Annotated in this window: 5 protein-coding genes (1 of these 5 running past the window's edge); all 5 read left to right on the forward strand. The window is 61.6% G+C overall.

From position 1 onward, the window contains the following. Nucleotides 1–16,102, forward strand: partial view of a putative Ig domain-containing protein gene (locus tag EBBID32_RS12490; RefSeq protein WP_037490486.1) — the final stretch only. It extends 20,738 nt beyond the left edge of the window; the window shows 16,102 of its 36,840 coding nt (coding positions 20,739–36,840); its start codon lies off the left edge, out of view; the stop codon is at nt 16,100–16,102. Next, the gene (locus EBBID32_RS12495) at nt 16,099–16,401 is read left to right on the forward strand and encodes a DUF3467 domain-containing protein (RefSeq protein ID WP_006957849.1); all 303 of its coding nucleotides are present in this window, start codon (nt 16,099–16,101) and stop codon (nt 16,399–16,401) included. Before EBBID32_RS12490 ends, EBBID32_RS12495 begins: the two co-directional genes overlap by 4 nt. A 144-nt stretch (nt 16,402–16,545) precedes the next feature. After that, nucleotides 16,546–18,375: an HlyD family efflux transporter periplasmic adaptor subunit gene (locus EBBID32_RS12500; protein ID WP_037490488.1), complete on the forward strand. Its 1,830-nt coding sequence runs from the start codon at nt 16,546–16,548 to the stop codon at nt 18,373–18,375. A 7-nt stretch (nt 18,376–18,382) separates the two neighbouring features. Next, nucleotides 18,383–20,536 (forward strand): hypothetical protein, encoded by a 2,154-nt coding sequence (locus EBBID32_RS12505; protein ID WP_006957853.1) that lies wholly within the window; start codon nt 18,383–18,385, stop codon nt 20,534–20,536. Next, nucleotides 20,529–22,580: a preprotein translocase subunit SecA gene (locus tag EBBID32_RS12510; RefSeq protein ID WP_006957855.1), complete on the forward strand. Its 2,052-nt coding sequence runs from the start codon at nt 20,529–20,531 to the stop codon at nt 22,578–22,580. Before EBBID32_RS12505 ends, EBBID32_RS12510 begins: the two co-directional genes overlap by 8 nt. Nucleotides 22,581–22,582: the final 2 nt, after the last annotated feature.

Below are 22,582 nucleotides of genomic sequence, written 5' to 3' on the forward strand. Positions count from 1 at the left end.
GGGCGCGCAGCAGATCCGCGCCGTCACCTATGATGCGGCCAGCCGGACCGCTTATCTCAACGTCGGCAATATCCCGGCGGGCGATTACACGCTGACCATCGGCGCACCGCTGACATCGGCGAATGGCCAGCGCATGGGCGTCAATTACCAGACCGAATTCGCCGCGTTCGAGGATATCTCGACCCTTGTCGATATCCTGTTCGAGGATACAAGGCTGGACCGCGAGACGGGCACCATCTCCTACAAGGTTACGATCACCAACAAGACCGACGGGCCGATCACCCTGCCTGCGTTGCTGACCATCGACCCGCTTGGCGGCTTCCCCGGCGTTCCGGTGGGTGCGACAGGCCAGACCGACGACGGGCGCTTCCTGATCGACCTGTCCGGCGCGCTGCCGCCTGATGGCGTATTGGAGGCAGGCGAAAGCACATCCGGCCGCACGGTTTCGATTACGACGTCGGCCAACCGCCGGCTTGATTTCGTAACCGGTATCGTTGCGAATGCCGTGCCCAACACCGCGCCATCCTTCGTCAGTGTACCGCCGCAATCGGCGACCGTAGGGACGCCGCTCAGTTATCAGGTTGTGGCGAACGATGCCGAAGGGCAGGCGGTGTCCTTCGGATTGCTGACCGCGCCGGCGGGCATGACGATCGACGCAACCACCGGCCTGCTGCAATGGACGCCGCCCGCCGGTACGGCATCGATCACCCCGGTGGTGATCGAGGCGTTCGATTCACGTGGTGCCGTCTCGCTACAGCGTTTCGTACTGGCGATCGCCGGGGGCAATCGCGCCCCGGAATTCACCTCGTCCCTCTCCGCCGTGTCGAGCGGTGAAGGGCAGTTGTTCGAGTTTGAACTGGTCGCGGTCGATCCTGAATCGCAGCCGCTGACCTATTGGGCGGATGGCCTGCCTGCCGGGGCGACCTTCGATCCGGCGACACGGGCATTCTCCTGGTTGCCCGGCTATGAATCCGCAGGGACATATGATGTCCGCTTCTTCGTCACCGATGGACTGTCTCGTGACGAGGTGGTTGTCACCCTGTTCGTTGCCGAACGGAACGAGCCGCCACAGGTGGTGCCTGTTGCCGACCGGATCGCGCGCGAAGGCGATCTCGTCAATTTTCGGATCAATGCCAGTTCGCGCAGCGACCGCGAATTGTCTTTCGGTGCGGAAACCCTGCCCTTTGGCGCGACGCTGAACCCGACCACCGGCGAATTTACCTGGACGCCCAGCTATATTCAGAACGGTGTCTATGACATCGGATTCTTCGTCACCGATGGCGAAACGCTGGTACGGTTCGTCACCAAGATCACCGTCGGCAACGCCAATGCCGCACCGGTGTTCGACCAGCTTGAGGGGTGGCAGATACTCGAAGGTCAGCAGCTTGCCTTCAACGTTTTCGCCTTCGATCCCGACAACCCCTATTACACGCCCGCTCTGCGCAATGCCGAAACGGGAGAGGCGGTTGAAACCAGCGAAACGTTGCGGACTGTAACTGTCCAGTTGATCGGCGACATCCCGCCCGGCGCGACATTCGACCCGGACACCTATGATTTCACCTGGACGCCGACCAATGCGCAGGCTGGCGACCATGTCGTGCGTTTCCGTGCGACCGACACCGGTGATGGTACGGGCGTTCCGCTGACGACGGACATCGTCGTTCCGATCAGCGTGTTCAACCAGAACCGTCGACCGGTGGTCAGTCCGATCGAAAATGTGACGGTTGCCAAGGATGCGGTCCTTGAAATTCCCGTCAGCGCGAGCGACGCGGATGGCAATCCGCTGGTCCTGGCCCTGCGTAACGAAAGTCCCTTCCGTCCGCTGCCCAATTTCATCACCTTCGTCGATAATGGCGACGGCACCGGCAAGATCCGCGTCGCGCCCGGCGCCAATGCGCGTGGGGATCATGTCGTCATCGTCACTGCCACCGACGACGGGGACGGATCGGGCGAGCCTCTGGGCGGCGGCTATGCCTTCACGATCAAGGTGACCAGCCCGAACGAGGCACCGGAAATCGGCTATATCGGCGATGTCGTGGCGGTGATCGGCGAGACCATGACGGTTACCGTCAATGTCGCTGACATGGACCAGGACGCGCTGACATATGCCGTCGCCGGGCTGCCAGGCGCGACGATCACGCCAACCAGCATTTATGGCAAGGCGCTGATTGAATGGACGCCGACACTGGCGCAGGCGGGAAGCCATGATGCCCTGGTGACGGTGACGGATTCCGGCAGCGGCGTCGTCACCCCCGTGAACGACACTGCATCGTTCAAGGTGGTGGTGCGCGCGGCAAATGCGGCCCCGCAACTCGCCCCGGTAGGCAACCATAGTATCACGGAAGGCGACGCCCTTGCGTTCACCCTGGTCGGGGCTGACGCGGACAATGACCGCCTGACCTTTACGATGAGCGGCGCGCCTGACACGGCCTCGCTAGACCCTGTAACCGGCGCATTTGTGTGGACTCCGCCGCTCAATTCCAGCGGCGAATATAGCATCACCTTCTCCGTCAGCGATGGCCATTCCAGCAGCAGCGAAACGATCACACTGACCGTCGCCAATGCCAATCAGGCACCGGTGTTCGTGCCGATGGGCCTGCAACTGGCGCGGGAGGGCGCACCGATGGTGTTTCGCATCATCGCGGGCGATCCCGATGCCGACCCCCTCATCTATCAGGCTCCCAATGGCTTGCCCGAAGGGATGCTGTTCATTCCCGCGCGTGGCGAAATCCAATGGACGCCGGGCTATGCGCAGGCCGGGGATCATATCCTGCGCTTTACCGCCACCGACCCGCTGGGCGCGGTGGATAGTATCGAAGTCATGGTCAGGGTGGCCAACGTCAATCGTCTGCCTGTGCTGGATGAGGGGTATCACGCCTTTCTGATTGGCGAGGAAAAGCGTTTCACCGTTCGGGCGAGCGACCCCGACAGCGAAGATGTGCTGACATTCTCCGCCGAGGATTTGCCCGAAGGGGCGAGCTTCGACGCCGTTACCGGCGAATTTGTCTGGACCCCTGGTCCCGGTCAGGCGGGCGATTATGCCGTCACCCTGATTGCCGATGACGGACGCGCGAAGGTGCGGCAGACCATATTGCTGCGCGCTACGATCGAGCCTGTGCCGCCCGTGGTCCGCCTGGAACTGACGCCCAGCTTCCCGGCCGCGCCGGGGCAAAATGTGCTTATCCACGCCGTGGCGGATAGCCTGGCGGACATCACATCCTTGCGCGTTCTGCTCGACGGGCAGGAAGTGCTGCTCGATGCTAACGGGCGGGCAACGATAGTCGCCGGTTCGCCCGGCAAATATATTTTCACCGTTACAGCGCGCGACGCAGACGGTGGTGAAAAGACGATTACGCAAATCCTTAAAGTGCGCGATCCGCTCGACAAGAGCGCGCCCAGCGCGCTGTTTGACGGAACTATTGACGACGCGATCGTCACCTCGACCCTGGCGATCACCGGGACCATCGACGACAGCAATCTCGACGGCTGGACGCTGCAATTGATTGACGGGCAGGGCGATGTCACCCTGCTGGGCGAAGGCGGCACTAACCTCACTGCTACGCTCGCGACGCTGGACGGGCGCAGCCTGGCTGACGGATTCTATCGTCTTCGGCTGACCGCCACCGACATTTCCGGCCGGACCAGCGTGGACAGCGCCACGATCGAACTGCGCACGGGCGCGGACAAAATATCCCGCTATACGACGCAGCATGTCGATATCTCGACCGTGCTGGGCGGCGTGCCGTTCGATCTTGTCCGGGCCTATGACAGCATTACGGGCAAATGGACGTTCCTTGGCCTCGACGCTGATATCGTCACCAGCGTCGGGAGCCAGCCCAGCGCAGGCGGCGCGCTGCCTGCGTTCGAGATTGGCACGCGATTGTTCCTGACCTTGCCCACCGGCGAACGGGCGGGCTTCACCTTCAACCCTGTCGAGGAGATCATCGGCGGGCAGACCTTCTACCGCCCCGCCTGGACGGCCGACGGCACACATGGCTGGCAGTTCAGCTCGATCGATGTCCAGCTTCGCAAGATTGGCGGCAAATTCTACGATGTGGATAGCGGGGCGGCCTACAACCCCGGTTCACCGGTGTTCGGCGACCGTGACTATGCCCTGCGTGCGCCTGACGGGACGATCTATATCCTCGACAGCCAGCGCGGTACGGTCGAAATTCAAAAGGCCGAGGGAAAGCTGCTGATCGGCGACAGCGGCGTCACTGCGCTGGGCGGCGATGCGCTGCGCTTCCTGCATGACGCGCGGGGCAATGTTACCCAGGTCACCGATGCAACAGGCAAGGCAAGCATCTATAGCTGGGACGATGACAACCGGCTGACCGCATTGCGCGATCTCGTGACCGGGGCGGGCGTTCGCTACGGCTATGTCGATGGGCTGCTGGCACTTGAAGTACCTTCATCGGGTGCAGGCAAACGGATCGTCTATAATGGCGACGGCACTGTGGTGACGGAAGCGATTGTCGCTGATCTGGCTACCCCGGCGGTATTCACTGGTCAGGCGGTATCGGGAAATCTGGGTGCGGGCGGCGCGGAAAGCTTTGCCTTCACGCTGCGCGAAAGCGAACTGGAAGGGCTGCCCAACACATTCGTCATTCTGAGGGTCGAAACCAGCGGCACGGTGACGCCCCAGATTGCAGGGTTAACCCTTCTGGCGAGTGCGCAGGCCGGTGGCAAACTTGTGACCCTGTTCGCGCTGTCCACATCGGGTCTGCACGAGTTGAGGATCTCTGGCAGTGGCGCCTATTCCTTCGAGATGCGCGCTGCGGGCGATATCAATGGCGACGCGAAGGTCGATGGACTGGACAGCGCCGCCGTGGTCGCGGCTCTCGCCGGATCGGATGTCAGTGGCGATGGCGTGACGGACGCGATCGACAATCAGATCGTCGCCGCCAACTATGGTTTCCGTGCAAACCAGTCGCCGGTGATCGCAGCCACGATTCCGCCGGAAAAAACCCATGTCGACTTGCAGCGTTATGTCGATCTGACCAAGCTGGCGACCGATCCGGATGGCGACAGTCTCTATTTCCGGATCGTCGGGGCGACTGGCGGAACGGCCGCTCTTGCCGCCGACGGGCTTGGCGTCCTTTTCACGCCGACGGCGGGTTATTCGGGCGCGGCGTCTATCCGTTTTTCGGCCGATGACGGTTTTGGCAGTTCGGCCGAAGGCGTGATCGACATCAACGTGTCCGATGCCGCCTTGTTGTCCTTGAATTTCGCACTGCGCCAGCCTGCCTTTGCGGCACCGGGCGAAAGTGGCGGCGTGGGCCTTGTCGGTCAGTTTGCCGATCAAGCGGATGTTGCGCTGCCCTATTCCTATGTGACGGCGAGCGTCGGCCATCCCGACATCGTCCGTTTGGGCACGGATGGGACATTATTGGCTCTGGCCCAGGGATCTACTTATCTGAAGGTCTCACGCGGCAACATTGCGGCGGCTACGTCACTGACGGTTGGCGAACCGAACAGCGTGCGTGAGTTGATGACGCAGATTTACGGGATCGACGCCTATCCCGATAGCGTGACCCTGCTGCCCAGCGGCGGTTCGCGCGCAATCATCACCAGTCTTGACCTGACCGAGGAAACCTTTGCCAATGGAGCGGCGGCGGGGACCGTTTATGTATCCGCCGACAGCGCCATTGTCACGGTGGACGAAAATGGGCTGATGCGCGGTGTCGGGGCCGGATCGACCTTTGTGACCGTGATCAATGGATTCAGCGAAGACCGGGTGATGGTCACTGTAGCGCCGCCGGTCATAGGGGATGATGTTGCGGTCAATGGCGCTGCGGGTGCCATCGTACAGAATGCCGATGGCGTCCAGATCGCCTTTGGACCGGGCGCGCTGAGCGGCAATGCCACGGTCACGATCGATACGCTGACGGAAGCTGAACTGCCCATCGTCATGCCGACGACCGATGCGTTCCATTTCCTCAGCGCATTCGACCTGCAGGTCGACGGGGCGGAATTCAACGATACGGTGCAGATCGCGGTGCCGGTAGCGGGCAATCCGGGCGATCAGGTCTGGTTCTTTGCCAGCGTTGATTTGCCTGTCGGACCAAATGGCGAAAATATTCCGGTCTGGACCGTCATCGATTCAGGTGTGATCGATGCCGACGGCATGGCGCGGGCCAAGTCGCCACCGTTTCCGGGCCTGAGCAGGCGCGGTGCGGTTCTGGTGGCGGGGGCTGCCAAACCGCTGCCGATCCTGCGGCTCAACGTCGGATTCACGGCGCTCAATGCACTGGTATTTGCGCCTGCCATCGGCATTGCCGCCGTGGGCGGCCTGGCAGGTGCAACGGTGGCGCTGGGTCTGGCCGGTGCCGCCATCGGGTCCATTGCGCTGCCCCTGTTCGCGCAGCTCAAGGAGATCCAGATTTACAAGGATCTGGCGGCCGATCAGGCGGCGGTCCGTCGTATCGACCTGTCACCTGAATTTACCCAGGCAGAGCTGAACGACGGCAAGACGATCCTCGCCAATTTCCCGCCGGAGGCGTTCCAGTCCGACAAGGGACCGGTCGTCTCCAACGTTGCAACACTGGTTGCCAATGACGGTAGCACGTTCGTCACGATCACAGGCCTTGATTTCATCGACGGCGAAGCCGGATCGATCAGCGCAAAGACCAGCAATGTCCGTGTCGTCCTGACCCACGGATCGAAGCGGGTTGTGATATCCAATGCGGTTATAACGGGCAGCGTTGGCGGGACGCAGCAACTCAGCTTCACCGCACCGCCCACCGTCCTGCTGGGGGCGAGCGATATCACTATCGTCCGCCCGGCTGTCGGATCGTTCGGGTCGGCGAGTGGTGAACCCAATGATTTCACGGAACTGGTCGAAAGTGCGGTCGTTAAGATCGACAACAAGGCGGGATATGCCTTTGTCGGCGATGCGAAGGGCGTGCAGATCATCGATCGCAAACTCTCGTTCGATACGACGCAGCCCAGGGACGAACTGATCGCCCGCATCGACCTGGGCGCGCCAGTCCGGGAAATCGTTGTGACCGGCGATCTGGGCGCAGCATTTGTTGCGACCGAAAAGGGCATTGCCGTCATCGATACGCTGACGCTTCGCCAATATGATCTCAACCCCAACAGCAGCGATGATTTCATCAAGGTCGAGGGCGGGGTGGTCACCGCGCTCGCGGTCGATACGGAGAATGGCTATCTCTACGCCGCCGGTCTGGGCAAGGTCTATGTCATCAACATTGATCCGGGCCGGGACAACTACCTGAAAGTCGTCAACGACGCGCAGCATACGCTGAACATGGAAATCACCAGCAGGGGTGAACAGTTCGGCCATATCACCAGCATGGCATTGAACGCCGATGCCACCCGCCTGTATGTGGGGCTGCCGGTATCCGAAATGTTTGGCCAGCGCCCCTGGATCAACAATCAGAACAGCGATGCCGGCCTGATCATGGTCGTCAATGTCGACGAGGAGCAACGCCCGGTCGAGGGTGAGGCCAATATCCACGGCTGGCGCACGGTTGTAGACAAGGTGGCGTCAGGCATCGAGGTGTTCGATATCCAGCCGACGGTCGATCCGAACAAGATGGTGTTCGTCGCGCGTGGGGACCGCAATCGCGGTGCCAAATTGCTGGAGCATACGCCCGCCGGAACGCATGTCGTTACCCAGATCGCGACCCTGACCATGGGTCAGGAAATCGGGGTGTTTGAACAACCGTTCACCATCGCCGGGCTGGTTATCAGCGTGGACAAGAAGCGCAGCACCGATGAAGGCCGGTTTTCGATCGGCCGGGTGCCGGATCTCAACCTCCATAATGCGTCAGGCATCGCGGTCACACCCGACCTTGAATATATGTTTGTCGCAGATTGGGGTTTGCCGACACTCTATTGGTATCGCGACCTCGATTACTCGCAACTGGTCGATGAATTTTACCGTGTCGGTTCCAAAATTCTCGTCATCCAGGATCCCTTCGGGCCGAACCGTCGGCTGGTCGGGGCGACGACGCCGGTTCCGTTCGCGTTCCTGGAGGAGCTACGTGTCGATAGCTCCGGGACCAAATTATATGCGAATTACCGGGGAGCCGGCAATATCGTCATAATGGATATCAACAAGGTTCGTGAAATCGCCAAGCGCAGCGATTTCGACAAGCTGCTCGTCGAGTTTCAGGACAGGGCGATTGATAATCCGAACTATCCATTCGACATCTATAATGAATCCACCGGTGAGGGCGCCGTCGACGTCACCCGTCATGGGCGCGGACTGGCGCTGAATGCGATCCAGGCGCTCAATCTGATCACCCCTACGTCCGAACTGGACCTTCACGGCGACAACCCGCCACCGCTGACATTCAAATGGGAATTCGACCCGACGCTGATACCGGCCGGGTCGGTGATGAAAACCAGCTTCTATCTCAGCACCCTGGCACCTGGCGACGGGCTGTGGCCAGACGATCCGATCCGCGAAAGAGGTTTGCTGCAACAACCGGACTGGCAGGGTTCCGACAAGCATCCCAGCCGCATCTTTACCAAGCTGAATCTGGAATCGGGCAAATGGCGGGTCACGGCGACGGGCGAAGTCGTGCCCGATGGGGAGCTCCCTCCAGGCAAGTTTGAACTGACGTTTGATCCCGAATTCGCGCGCGTTCTGACCGGTGGGCAGACCTATTTCTGGGGCGTCCGTTCAACGGAATTTGGCATTCGCGATTTCCGGCAGTTTACCGTTCTGCCCGACCGGGTGCCATCTGGCACTTTCAACGGCGTGACCGTACTGACGCATGGTTTCCAGCTGGACGGCATCTGGACCGACAATGAATCGTTCCACCAGCCTGCGGCTTTCCAGGAAATGGGAGAGATGATCTCGCGTCTGGGCGGGGGCGGAATCGTCCTGCTCTACGACAAGAATGAGGGCACCTGGGTGGACATGAGCGATCCGACCAGGGTTGTCACCGGCAGCATGCTTTCCGCTTATGCTGGCAAGCCTGTCGTGCTGATTTCGGATTGGGTCCGCGAATCCGCCCATGCCGAGGCGGGCTTCTCGGAGGCAGCCGCCGATGCGTTGTTCGCCGCGCTCATGGATCTGGACGCGGAATCGAGCAATACGCTGCTCAGCTCGCCTCTGCATTTCATCGGCCATTCACGCGGCACGGTCGTCAATAGCGAGATCATCCAGCGGCTTGGCTATTATGGCCGGGTCACCAGCGGCATCCATATGACGACGCTGGACCCACATGATTTCGTCCAGGCTTCGCTGGATATTCCGGTCAATACCCTGCTGAACATTGCCAAGGCATATAGCAGTTTCAAATCGCTGGCGCTGGCCGTGCGTTCTGTCGCCACTGCTGTCGGTGCCGTCAGTTCGGCCGTGGGTTCTGGTGGCCTTACGCTGGTGGCGACAGGGGCTATCCTGGGCGGCGTCGGCAAGGGCATGGTCGAGGCGGCCGGTGCCGCCAAGATGGCGTTCCGTATTCAGAAATTTCAGGATCTGGCGCAGACACTGGGCGTCCAACTTGATCCGGTGAAGTTCGGCGATTTCCTCGATCCCGACGTCAAGCTGTGGTCGAACGTCAGTTTCAGCGACAATTATTATCAGGATGCGGCCTCGCAGACCTTCACGACGGCCACGCCCAACGGGCGCGATATCGGCCCGACTGATATCTCGCGATATCTGGGCGGTGTGGTCCCCGGCGTGTCCGGATTCAATCTGGACGATTTCGCCGGGTTGGGGGCAGGTGGCCCGCACAGCCGTGTCTGGCAATGGTATGCCGGCACGATCGACACCAACATGACCAAATTCCAGGGGCTGGATATCTATCGGCGTATCACCGACGATGGCATTCGACCCAAGGTGTTCGGCCTGCCTTCGCTCGATCAATGGAATATGGAGCCCTGGTATTTTGTCGATCCGGGCAAGGTGACAAGCCCCAGCATGTCGGTGCGGATCGGTGCGGCAAGCCAGATGGTCACCGGCAACACGACGTCCACGACCCATTTCAATATTACAGACGGCGTCGGCACCGGCTGGTTCTATTCCGTCGCGGGCGGTGGTGCGGATTTCCGGCCGATCATCAGCGGTGGCGAGGTTGACGTGACCACCGACAATAGCGAGGCACCCAATCCTGGCGGGGCCGCCGTACAGAGCATCTACAACGGTAATTTCGAGCAGGGCACACGCGAATCGCTCAACGTCCATCTGGAGCGCATCGCGACCGGCGAACTGGCTGACGATGCCGGGCGCTTCCCGATTTCCTACGAAATTCCTGGCTTCGCATTCCATGGCGGGCAGGGGTTCAAGCTTGATCTGCTCGGCCTGCCTGACGCGGATGCCATCGGCAAAATAGATGTTGCCGCCCTGTTCATGGTTAACACCAATCCCCAAGCCCTGATCAAGAAGGTGCTAGTCAAGATCTGGGAGGATTTCTTCGACAGTCAGGTCAGCCTGGCCAACCAGATCACGATCGGCAACTTCAAGCTGCCGACGCTGAGCTTTGTGGAGGCGAAGCTGGCCGCAAAGGTCATCGGCTGGGCCGGCTTCGATGCCGGTAAAAAAATCGACATGGTCAACAAATATTTCAAGGCGACCAACAAGGTGTTTACGGCCGCCGGAATGGCGACTGAGGCGCTCAATGACGGGCTGAACACGCTGGTCGAAAGTACCGGCGTCACCATGTCATTGGGAGCCGACACGCAGGATGAGGCCGGTCTGAACCGCTTGAAGGCCTATGTCTCAAACGCGATCGAAAATGGCTTCGACAAGCTGTTCCCCAATCAGGACAATTATTCGCTGATCATGGGGGCGAGCGCTGCCCTGACCAAGATCATCGATTCCTTCCTGCCCGATGGCGACATCTGGGAAGCCATCAAGATGGAGACGCGAAGGATATTGCCGGGACTGGATTCGATCACCCACAATTTCGTCTATGTGCCGAAGGATCAGCCCTATCTGACCTTCAAGGTGTACAAGCCCTATATGTTGCAACCCGGCGCGAAAATTCGCGTGCGTTTTGAAGGTGCCGGACTGCCAACAGTCGATGCACTGGTCGCCAATCAGGAGGCGGGTGCGCGGCAGGTCGATCTGGGCACCGGGATGTTCACGTCCAGCGAATTTTCGGTCATCGTTCCCGATGAGTATAAGGGCCGCTCGGCGACGATCACGATCACCCATGAAAATATGGCACCGACTGCGGAGGACAAGCAGGATCTGGAGGACGCGGCATTCATCGACGTAATTACCAACGCCGCCAAGGATCTGGGTACTGCGGTCAGCCAGATATATCTGCTCGACGACCTCCGCTTCACGACAGTCGCGGCGATGAATGGCGTCATGCCCGGCTCGCCGCAGGTTGCGGCCGAAGGCGTCGCAATCACACCCGCCGCTCCGGCCGTCACGCTGGAACAGCTTGCCAGTCTGGTCGATGATGCGCGGCTCGCCTGGATGGCTGCGGGGATCAGCGACAGCGACGCACAGAAATTGGCAGATCTGGAATTCGCTATAACCGACCATCAGGATGCGGCGCTGGCCGTTCATTCAGGCAATGTCATCACGATTGATGCGGATGGTGCCGGACGTGGCTGGTTCGTCGATATCACGCCAAACGGGGCGAGCGAGTTCCTGACGTCGGGCGGCCGGCTGATCGCCATCGACGGCAGCGCGGCGGCGGGGCGGTACGACCTGTTGACCGTGCTGATCCACGAAATGGGCCATGAACTTGGCCTGTCGGAATTGCCGACCACGACTGTGGGCAGGGTGATGAATGAAGCGCTGGGCCTGGGCGAGCGGCGCTTGCCCGGCCTGACCGATCTGCCGGTAGTGCCGGTCGCAGCGCCTGTGGCAGGGGCGGTTCGCACTGTCACGCTGACTGGGACAGGCAGTCCGGCGTCCGCTCTGGCCGCCGTGGCGCCGTTTGCCTTGGCCGTGCCGGGAACGGCAGCGACCGCCCCGTTCCAAAATGGTGATTTCGGCGCGGCGACGGGCTGGTCGCCAGTCGGGGGTGGCGTGGTTTCCGGCGGCCTGGGCGTGCTTGCCGAGGACAGCCGTTTCCTGTCCTCGCTCAACCAGAAATTCGTCCTGCCCAATGGCGCGACGGAGATTAGTTTCCAGATTCGTTCCGCAGCTTTGGGCGCGAACAGCGCGCTGCCGCCCGATGCATTTGAAGTGGCGTTGCTCGATCCGGTTACCGGCCAGTCGCTGCTGGGCGAACTGGACGGGCTGGACCTGTCCGACGCCCTGCTCAACCTGCAAGCCGATGGATCGCTCTACCTTGCCCCCGGCGTGACCGTGACTGGCGATCCGTTGACCGGCACCGCGACAGTAACCGTCTCGCTTGCTGGGATTGACCGCAGCAATGGCGCGTTGCTCTCCTTCGATCTCATTGCGATGGGCGATCTCGACAGCCGTGTGACCATCGACAATATCATGTTCGAGGCCGTAGCGAACAACGCGCCGGTGGCTACCAATGACAGCGGCAGCGGGGACGAAGATCAGGACATCGTCATCGATCTGCTGGCCAATGACAATGATGCCGATGGCGATCTGTTGAGTGTCGCGATCCTGAGCGGCCCGGCAAATGGTACGCTCATCCCGCCGACCGTGACGGGTGGCGCATGGACCTATCGCCCGGATGCGAATTTCGCGGGAGCGGACAGCTTTACCTACAGCATCACCGACGGCCTCAGCGCGCCGGTGTCGGCCAGCGTCGCTATCACCGTGAATGCCGTCAACGACCTGCCGGCACTTGCTGTCGTGCAGGATCGCAGCGCGGTGCAGGGCAGCTTCGTCACGCTCAGTCTACTGGGCAGTGACGTAGAGGATATTGCATCCGATCTGACCTACGAACTCGTCTCCGGCCCCGCCGGTGCCAGCGTCAACGCTTCGGGCCTGCTAAGCTGGACAGCTGGCCTGCCTGGTATCGAGAATTTCACCGTCCGCGTTACCGACCGCGACGGCGGAACGGCCGAACGCAGCTTTGCGATCACTGTCGTGGTGCCGGGAAATGCCGCGCCTGCCTTTGCCGCGCTGCCGGACCGTGACGTCAATGCGGGATCGCTGTTCACGCTTCAGCTGGCTGCAAGCGATGACGATGATACCGCAGGAGAGCTGACCTATACGCTGATCTCAGGGCCGGGCGGCGCGACGCTCTCGCCCACTGGCGAGCTGCGCTGGATAGCGACAGGAAGCGGCTCCAGCCAGGTGACGGTGCGCGTCACCGATCCCGATGGTGCGTTCGACCAGCGGAGTTTCGCCCTGAACGTCGTGCCGGTCGTCGGCAACACTGCGCCGACGCTGCCCGTTCTTGACGATATTGCAATTGAAAGCGGCAAGCTGCTCATCCTGCCGATCACGGCCAGCGACAATGAAGATGTCGCCGAAGCCCTGACCTATTCGCTGGTGAGTGGCCCTGAGGGTGCTGCCATTTCGGCCAGCGGCCTGTTCAGCTGGCAGGCGGGCGATCCCGGTCCCCAGAGCGTGACCGTGCGCGTCACCGATACCGGCGGATTGATTGCCGAACGCAGCTTTGCGATCATCGTGTCCAACCCGGCACCTGCGTTCGCTGCGATACCCGATCGTTCGGTACAGACAGGCGGCGATGTCGCGATCACGCTTTCTGCCAGCGACAGCAACCATGCCGTAGCGCAGTTGGTCTATTCGCTGGTCAGCGGTCCGGCTGGGGCAAATGTGACGAGCGATGGCCAGTTCAGCTGGACGGCCGCCGGTCTAGGCAATCAGCCGGTGGTCGTTCGCGTAACCGACCCGCTGGGAGCCTTCGCAGAAACCAGTTTCAATATCGAGGTGACGAACGTCGCGCCGGTATTCGTTGCGATACCCGATCGTTCGGTACAGACAGGCGGCAATGTCGCGATCACGCTTTCTGCCAGCGACAGCAACCATGCCGCAGCGCAATTGGTCTATTCGCTGGTCAACGGTCCGGCGGGGGCAAATGTGACGAGCGATGGCCAGTTCAGCTGGACGGCCGCCGGTCTAGGCAATCAGCCGGTGGTCGTTCGCGTAACCGATCCGCTGGGGGCCTTCGCAGAAACCAGCTTCAATATCGAGGTGACGAACATCGCGCCGGTGTTGGCGGCGGTTGGCCCGATCAGGGTGAATGAAGGCAGCGCGCTTTCGTTGCAGCTTGTGGCAAGCGACGGTGACGATGCGGTTGGCGATCTGATATTCTCGCTGGTCTCCGGGCCTGCTGGGGCTACGCTGACGGACAGCGGGGTGCTGAACTGGTTGCCTGCCGATGGCGGCGCGGATGCAGTCTTTACCGTCCGCGTGACGGATCCCCATGGTGCCCAGGCTGAGCAAAGCTTCAATGTCGCGGTGACCGATGTTGCACCAATCCTCAGCGTATCGGGCCTGAGCACGGTGCTGACCGGCAAGACCTATACCATCGCGCTGGGATCGAGCGATCCAGGTGACGATAGCCCGATCGAATGGGTCATCGACTGGGGTGACGGCACGGCGTCAACTTCGGTGGCAGGCGGTGCCAGTGCGGCGAGCCATATATATGCGGATGATGGCAATTTCCTGGTCAGCGCGCGCTTGCGCAATGACGATGGCAGCTTCTCGGCATCGCCCATCAGCCTTGTCGTCAACGATCCGCCGCTGTTACGGTTGACACTCGCGGGCTTTGTCGATGGCGGACTTGTCGTGCGCGTTTCCGAACCGCTTGATGCTCTGGCGGGCAGCCAGGCAGTGCAACTCACCGACAGCAGTGGCAATGCGATTGCTCTCACACTCGGCTTTGCGACAGATGGGCTGGGCTTCACGCTCACGCGCGCCGATGGCAGGTCGCTGCAATATGGCAGCTATGACCTGATCATCGCCGACGGCGCATTCATCAGCGCCGATGGCTCGGTACTGGACGGCAATAATGATGGCCTGATCGGCGGTGCCTATCAAACCAGCCTGACCTTCAGCCAGTCCATGGCGGGCAGCGCGCGCCTGCCCGACTTCATGCGCGGGCCGGGCGAGCATGTCGATGTCCCGCTCGCCGATGATGCCGGGTTGAAAGTCAGCTTCGCCAGCCAGGGCGGCGTCAAGACCATGATGTTTACAGTGATGTACGATCCCGCACTGCTGCGCGTCGATGGCGTGTTGCCGGGGGCCGATCTGCCTGCGGGGGCGAGCCTTGGCTTCGTGACGGAGGCTGCCGCTGCCGGCAAGCGCCTCGCCCGGATCAGCGTCAGCAGCGATACACCGATCGCGGCGGGCGAGCGCTGGATACTCAGCCTGGATGCGACCGTGCCGGAGACGGCCCCTTACGGGTCGAGCGAAGTGCTGGAAGTGAAGGTTGAAGCGATAAACGCCGCTGCACCGTCTGCAACCCAGGATGATCAGGCGCTGCAACTGGTCGGCTATTATGGTGATACCAATGCGGATCGTCAGCAAACGATGGCGGACCTGTGGCTGGCGACGCGCGTGGCGCTCAACATTGACAAGGGCTTTGCGGCCTGGGGCGATGCGCCTCCTTCGCTGGTTGCCGATATCCGCGATCATCGCCCATTCGCCAACCCGCACCTGCCGGATATAGAATTTACACCGGCGAAGCCCGCGCCACTCTGGCAATCGCAGGTCGTGCCTCCGGCAGATTTCGGTCCGCTCACTTATGGCTTCTACGATGCGGTGGATCGCTGGGCACGGGATATCCATGCGACGAATTCGGCATGGTATGAGGAGGGCATGGATGGCAATAAGCAGGGCCAGCCTGACGGCGACGCCACAGCCCCGGCGGCTGGTCCTGACACATCTCCATCGCCTGAAGCGGCTCCGCAAGCGACGCCGGCACCAACTGCCCCGTTGCCAACCGTGTCAGCACCCGGCGATGGCCGGGTCACGGCAACAGATGTCGCGAAAACCGGCGCTGTGCAGCCGAAAATCAACATGGGTGCGCGACCTGCCGTTCATAGCGTGATGGCCGCCATGACTGACGCCGATGATCAATGCTCGACATGGCTGTCGCGCTTTCTGCTCGACAATGGCGATGCTGGTGAATGCACGACTGGTGGTGATTTCATCCCCATTCTCATTCCCGGTCTTAATCGGCCGAGAGAAAAGACGGACGACAAGCGCCGCAAGGCTGCCATGACCGCAGGTAAAGGGCCTTCGGGCGAACTGGAGAAAAGCGAATGAATGAAAAGACCGCGACGCCCAAGGGACAGGCCGCGCCGCGCCAGCAGACGCTTCGGTTCAACAGTGCCAATCTCAAGAGCAGCTATTGTAACATGTGCAACGCCACCAGCACGCGCGAGGAGGTGGTGCTTAATTTCGGTGTGAACCAGAATTGGGACCAGCCCAGCACTACGCCTGCTGAACTGGAAGTGGATTTACAACACCGGATCATCCTCAGCCCGTTTGCCGCGAAACGGCTGAGCGAGGCGCTGACGCAACTCGTGCGCGACTATGAAACGCGATACGGCAAGCTTGCCTGAAGATGAGGTCGGCAGAAATGGTGATGGCGACCAGACACGCTTTTGCGTCTATTGTCGCAGCGCCCGTTCGGCTGGCCAACGGGTGGGGAGGCACCAGATGATGAGGCGAAAGATAGTTTCGGGGGCCATGATAATTTGAGAGCCGTGCCCTCCACATCCGAACCGTCCGACGATGCCCGGCTCTGGGCATCGATGGCCAGCGCGCGCGATGCCGGGGCCTTTTGCCGCGCCTGGCTGGATTTGCAATGTGCGCGCACGCCTGGGGCGGTCGCCGGACTTGTCGTGCTGGAAGGGGAGGAAAACAGCTTCGCACCGGCGGCCTCCTGGCCCACGGGACCGCAGGATATCCCGCATCTGCGCAAAGTGGCTGAACAGACCCTCGCCAGCGGGCAGGCCGTTGTTGAAAACGACCCGGATCATCCCGCCCAGACCGGCATCGCCTATCCTATTGCGGCCGCCGGGCGAACCTATGGCGCGGTCGTGCTCGTCATTGCAGGTGCAACGGCTGAGCGATTGCAGCCGATATTGCGTGAACTTCATTGGGGTGTCGGCTGGATTCTGTCGATCGTATGGCAGCATCAGGCCAGTGAACAAGCCGATAAAAATGCGGCGTCCATTGCGGCGCTGGATGTGCTGGCGGCGATCGAGGAGCATGACAGCTTCGATGAATCCGCCGTCAGCCTGTGCAACGCTCTGGCGGTCGCGCTGGAATGCACGCGGGTGAGCTTTGGTAAGGTTTACAAGGACAAAGTGTCTCTTGCCGCGATGTCCCATGGTGCATGGTTCCGCAAAAAATCCGATACGGCGGAAGCGATTGAGGCAGCGATGGACGAGGCGCTGGATCAGGGCGTTACACTCAGCATTCCGCCCTCCGACGGCAATCGCCTCATCACGCTTCAACAGGCCCGGCTTGCCGCGGGCGGAGGATTGATGGCGGTTGCGTCCGTGCCGGTGCTGGATCGCGGGCTGCCGGTGGGGGTCATCACGCTGGAACGGGGTGCCGAAGGGGTGGCGTTTGCCCCACGCGACCTGCTGTTCGTGCAGAGCGTGGCGAGCCTGACAGCGCAATTGCTGGCCTTCAAATTGCGTGAGGAACGCTGGTTCGGTGGCCGCGCGCGTCGGCACATGATGGATGGCGCGCGCGCATTGTTCGGTCCACGCCGTCCGCTTGCCAAGGCGCTTGGCGTTGCCGCTCTCCTGTTGCTCCTGATCCTGCTCGTGCCGCTCGCCCAGTTCCGCGTCAGCGCCGATGCCGCGCTGGAAGGACGGGTGCAACGCGCCGCGGCGGTGCCCTTTTCCGGTTTCATCGCGCAGTCCCATGCGCGTGCGGGCGATGTGGTAAAACAGGGCCAGTTGCTTGCCACGCTCGACGATCGCGATTTGCAGATAGATCATGCCCGTTCGGTCAGCGAAGTCCAGCAGCTTGACCGGGAATATCGTGAATCGCTCGCCAAGCATGAGCGATCGAACATGAATCTGGATGGGGCCAAGCTGCGTCAGGCCGAAGCGCAATTGCGCCTTATCGAATATAAGCTTGCGCGGACGAACATTCTGGCCCCGCTCTCAGGCGTGCTGGTATCAGGGGATGTCAGTCAGCTCGTCGGCACGCCGGTCAAGGAAGGCGAGATTCTGTTCGAGGTAGCCCCGCTCGACGATTTCCGCGTCGTCCTTCATGTCGAGGAGGCGGATATCACCTATGTGCGGCCGGGACAGAAGGGGCGCTTTGCCCCCACTGGACTTGCCGGGGGGACCGTGCCGTTCGTCGTCACCCGTATCTCCTCCGTTACCGGGGCGCAGGAAGGGAAAAACACGTTTCGGGTCGAGGCTGAGCTGGACAGCGACGCGCCAAAGACGCTGCGTCCGGGCATGGAGGGCATTGCCAAGGTGACGATCGACCGTCGATCGAATCTCTGGATATGGACGCGCGGACTGCGCAACTGGCTCCAGTTGTTCTTCTGGAAGTGGATACCCTGAGCGCATCATGGCCAATCCGTTCCACAGCTCTTCATGGTTTCAGGTCGCGCGGCTCCGCCCCCGGCTCAAGGGGCATGTGCGGGTGCGCAGGCATCGTTATCGCGGGCAGGTCTGGTATGTGATTGACGACGGCGCATCCGGCAAGGCGCACCGTTTCCCCAAGGGCGCCTATGAACTGGCAGGCCGACTTGACGGAACGGCGACAGTCGAGGCGCTGTGGGAATTGCTGGTGGAGCGTCTGGGCGAAGATGCGCCCAGCCAGGATGACGTCATTGCCGCGCTGGGGCAGCTACATGCGGCGGACCTGCTCGCCAGCGATACATTGCCCGACACCAGCGAAGCCTATCAGCGGCTCAGGAAGGAACGGCGCCAGCGCTGGCTGCAAAATCTCAAAAGCCCGATGTCGGTGCGGATCAATCTTGTCGACCCGGATCGTTTCCTGACCCGCCACATGCATTTGGTCGCGCCCCTGTTCAGCGTCGCTGGCCTGTTTCTGTGGCTTTGCGTAGTTGTCCCCGCATTGCTGCTGGTCGGCACCCACTGGAGCGAGATGACCGGCAATCTGGCAGACCGGGTGCTGGCGGCCGACAATCTGCTTCTCATTGCCCTCATTTATCCGCTGGTCAAATGCATCCATGAACTGGGTCACGGGTTTGCGGCCAAGAATTTCGGCCGCGAAGTGCGGGAAATGGGCGTGATGCTGCTCATCCTCGTGCCGGTTCCCTATGTCGATGCCTCGCATGTCAGCATACTTGCCAGCAAATGGCAGCGCGCGCTGGTCGGCGCGGCGGGGATGATCGCGGAAGTGTTCGTCGCCGCGCTCGCGACCTTTGCGTGGGTGCTGATGGAGCCGGGGCTGGCGAGGGCCATCGCCTTCAACATCATGCTGATTGCCGGGGTATCGACGGTGCTGGTCAACGGCAATCCGTTTCTGCGGTTCGATGGCTATTATATATTGGCCGATCTGATCGAGATTCCAAATCTTGGCAGCCGCGCAAACAGGTTCTGGGCGCATTTGGTCGACAAATATATATTCCGTACGCCTGGCGGATTGCCGTTCGACGCGACGCCGGGGGAAAAGCGCTGGTTCCTCTTCTTTGCTCCGGCTGCGCTGATCGCCCGCATGACGATGCTGATCGCCATCGCGTTGTTCGTGGCCCAGAAATATTTTGTGGTCGGGGTGCTGATCGCGCTTTGGTCATTGTGGAGCGGGCTGGGCCTTCCTGTCTGGAAGATGTTTGCGCATGTGGTTTCCAGCCCGCAATTGCATGGCAACCGGAAACGTGCGGTCAGGATCACGCTCGGCGTGGTCGGCGCGCTCATGCTGGCACTATTTGCCGTTCCGCTGCCGCTGCATGTCAATGCCCAGGGGATCGTCTGGCTACCGGAGGAGGCGCATGTACGCGCTGGCGCTGATGGCGTCATCACCCGGCTGGCGGCACCGGATGGCGCGCGGGTTAAAAAGGGGACGCTGCTGATGCAGGCGGAAAACCCAGTGCTGGAGGTCGAAGTCGAGCAGATCCGCTGGCGCTTGCGTGAGCTTGAGGTGGAGGCCGATGCCGAACTGGCGGGGGATATGGTCAAGCGTCAGATTAGCCAGGATGCATGGCGAGAATATTCTCGCAGACTGGTGGTGCAGCAACAGCGGCTGGGGGATCTGGGCCTGACAGCCGGAACCGATGGCACATTCATGCTCTCCCAGGCACCGGCGCAGGATTTGCCCGGTCGCTACGTGCAAAAGGGGACGCTGCTCGGCTATGTGACGCCGGGCTATGCAGCGGTGGCGCGTGTCGTGGTGCCGCAGGATGATATTGAACTGGTGCGGGCGCGGCTGCGTGCCGTGCGTTTCTGGCTGGCATCGGAACCGGGGCGGAACTGGGATGGGACCATTGCCCGCGCAATTCCAGGCGGCACATTTGAGCTGCCGAGCGAAGCACTCTCCACGACATATGGGGGGACCATCCCAACCGATCCGGGCGATGAAAAGGGGCTGACGGCGCTCAACCGCGTGTTCCTGTTCGATGTCTCCCTGCCGCAGCAATTGCGCGACGCCCGCTTTGGCACCCGTGTTCATGTCCGCCTGCAGTTGGGCTGGGAGCCTGTCGGCTGGCAGTTCGTGCGCCGGCTGCGCCAGTTGTTCCTCACGCAATTCAATGGTTGAGGCGACGCTTTCGCGCTGGGGCGCGCTCAGTGGCAAGGTGCGCGAAAAGGCACGCCATTTCTGGCATGAGGCGCGCAGCGATGCCCGGCCGGTTATCGCGCCCTATGCCGAACGCGGGCCAGTACCATCGTGGAAATGGGACCGGCCGCTCGACCTTATGCTGGGGCGCTTCATGCTCGCCGTGCAGCGGGGCAAGCCTTCCTTGCTCGATCGGGCGCAACGCATTGTCCTGCGTTCAACAGAATTTGCCGATCTTTCCGATGAACTACTTGATGCCGCCTGTGTGGAGATACGTGAACGGCTGATGCGCGAACGGCTGGGCGAAGGGGTGGTTGATGAAGCCTTTGCCCTGATTCGTGAAGTGAGCGGGCGGGAACTGGGCCTGCGCCATTTCCCCGTGCAATTGATGGCCGGGCTGGTGATGCTGGACGGCGGGCTTGCTGAAATGGCGACGGGAGAGGGCAAGACGATCACCGCCTTGCTGCCCGCGATCACCGCAGCGATGGCCGGAATGCCGGTGCATGTTTTTACCGTGAATGATTATCTGGCCGAACGCGATTGTAACAGCCTGCGCCCGGTTATCGAACGTTTCGGCCTGCGCTGCGGCCTGATCGTCAACGGCCAGGAAAATCCTGAGCGCCGCGCTGCTTATGCATGTCATATCGTCTATGGGACGAACAAGGAAATGACATTCGACTATCTGCGCGATCAGACGGCATTGGGAAAGCGGCGCGGGCAGGGACGGCGCCTGGTTGCAGAGCTGTTCGGGCAGGTTACGCAGCCGCTGTTGATGCGCGGGCTGCATTTCGCAATCGTGGACGAGGCGGATTCGATCTTCATCGATGAGGCGCGCACGCCCCTGATTCTCTCGGCGGAGTTGCCGGGGGATACCGATGGCGTCTATCTCGCGGCACTGGAACTGGCCTCCATGCTGGAGGAAGGGCGCGATTATATTTTGACCGAAGGCACGCGCTCGGTCCATCTGACCGCGCATGGCAAGGACAGTGTCGCGCAACTGTCCGGGGGGCTGCCGCACACCCAATGGCGTATCCGGCTGGCGCGCGAGGAACTGGCGATGCGGGCGATTTCCGCCACGCGACTGTTCCTGCGCGATCGGGACTATATCGTCACGGACGGCAAGGTGCAGATTGTCGATGAATCCACGGGCCGTGTCATGGCCGACCGATCGTGGGAGGGCGGGCTGCATCAACTGGTCGAGACCAAAGAGGCGGTGGACATTTCCGGGGTGCGCAACACCATGGCCCGGATCACCTATCAACGCTTTTTCCGCCGCTATCGCAGGTTGAGCGGCATGACCGGCACGGCCGGTGAAGTGGCGGATGAACTATGGGCCGATTACGGGCTGAAGGTCGTGGTCATCCCGCGCAACCGCCCCAATCTGCGCAGCGATCGCGGTCATGTGATGGTGCCTACGGCGCAGGAAAAATGGGCATTTGTCGCCACCGAAGTCGCACAGATACACGCGCAAGAAGGCGCGCGCCCGGTGCTGATCGGCACGCGATCGGTCGCGGATTCCGACTCCGTCTCACAAGCGCTGACCCTTGCGGGCATAGCGCATCGCGTGCTGAACGCGCGCCAGGACGAGCAGGAGGCGGAGATCATCGCGCAGGCAGGCGAACCGGGCGCCGTCATTGTCGCAACCAATATGGCGGGACGCGGCACCGACATCATACTGAACGCAACTGCCAAAGCCCTTGGCGGATTGCATGTCATCCTCACCGGCTTTCACGATACAGCGCGGATCGATCGTCAGCTGTTCGGCCGTGCGGCACGGCAGGGTGACCCCGGAAGTAGCATTGCGATCACGGCGCTGGACGACCAGCTATATACGGATTTTGCGCCGCGCGCGGCCAGGATCGTCAGTTCATCTGTCAAGATCTGGCCCCTGATCGATGGCAAGGCGAACATGCTGCGGCGGCTGGCACAGCGCAATGCCGAGAAGCGCCATGCGGCCGACCGGCGGCAGACGGAACTTGCCGAGGAGCGCCTGCGCAAGACCATGGCCTTTGGCGGGGGCGAGTAAAA

Source organism: Sphingobium indicum BiD32 (assembly GCF_000382885.1).
Lineage (GTDB): Bacteria > Pseudomonadota > Alphaproteobacteria > Sphingomonadales > Sphingomonadaceae > Sphingobium > Sphingobium japonicum_C.

Bases quoted from the DNA above. Each gene is read 5' to 3' on its own strand.
- EBBID32_RS12495 (WP_006957849.1), top strand. From the start codon at position 16,099: ATGAATGAAAAGACCGCGACGCCCAAGGGACAGGCCGCGCCGCGCCAG.
- EBBID32_RS12510 (WP_006957855.1), top strand. From the start codon at position 20,529: ATGGTTGAGGCGACGCTTTCGCGCTGGGGCGCGCTCAGTGGCAAGGTG.
- EBBID32_RS12505 (WP_006957853.1), top strand. From the start codon at position 18,383: ATGGCCAATCCGTTCCACAGCTCTTCATGGTTTCAGGTCGCGCGGCTC.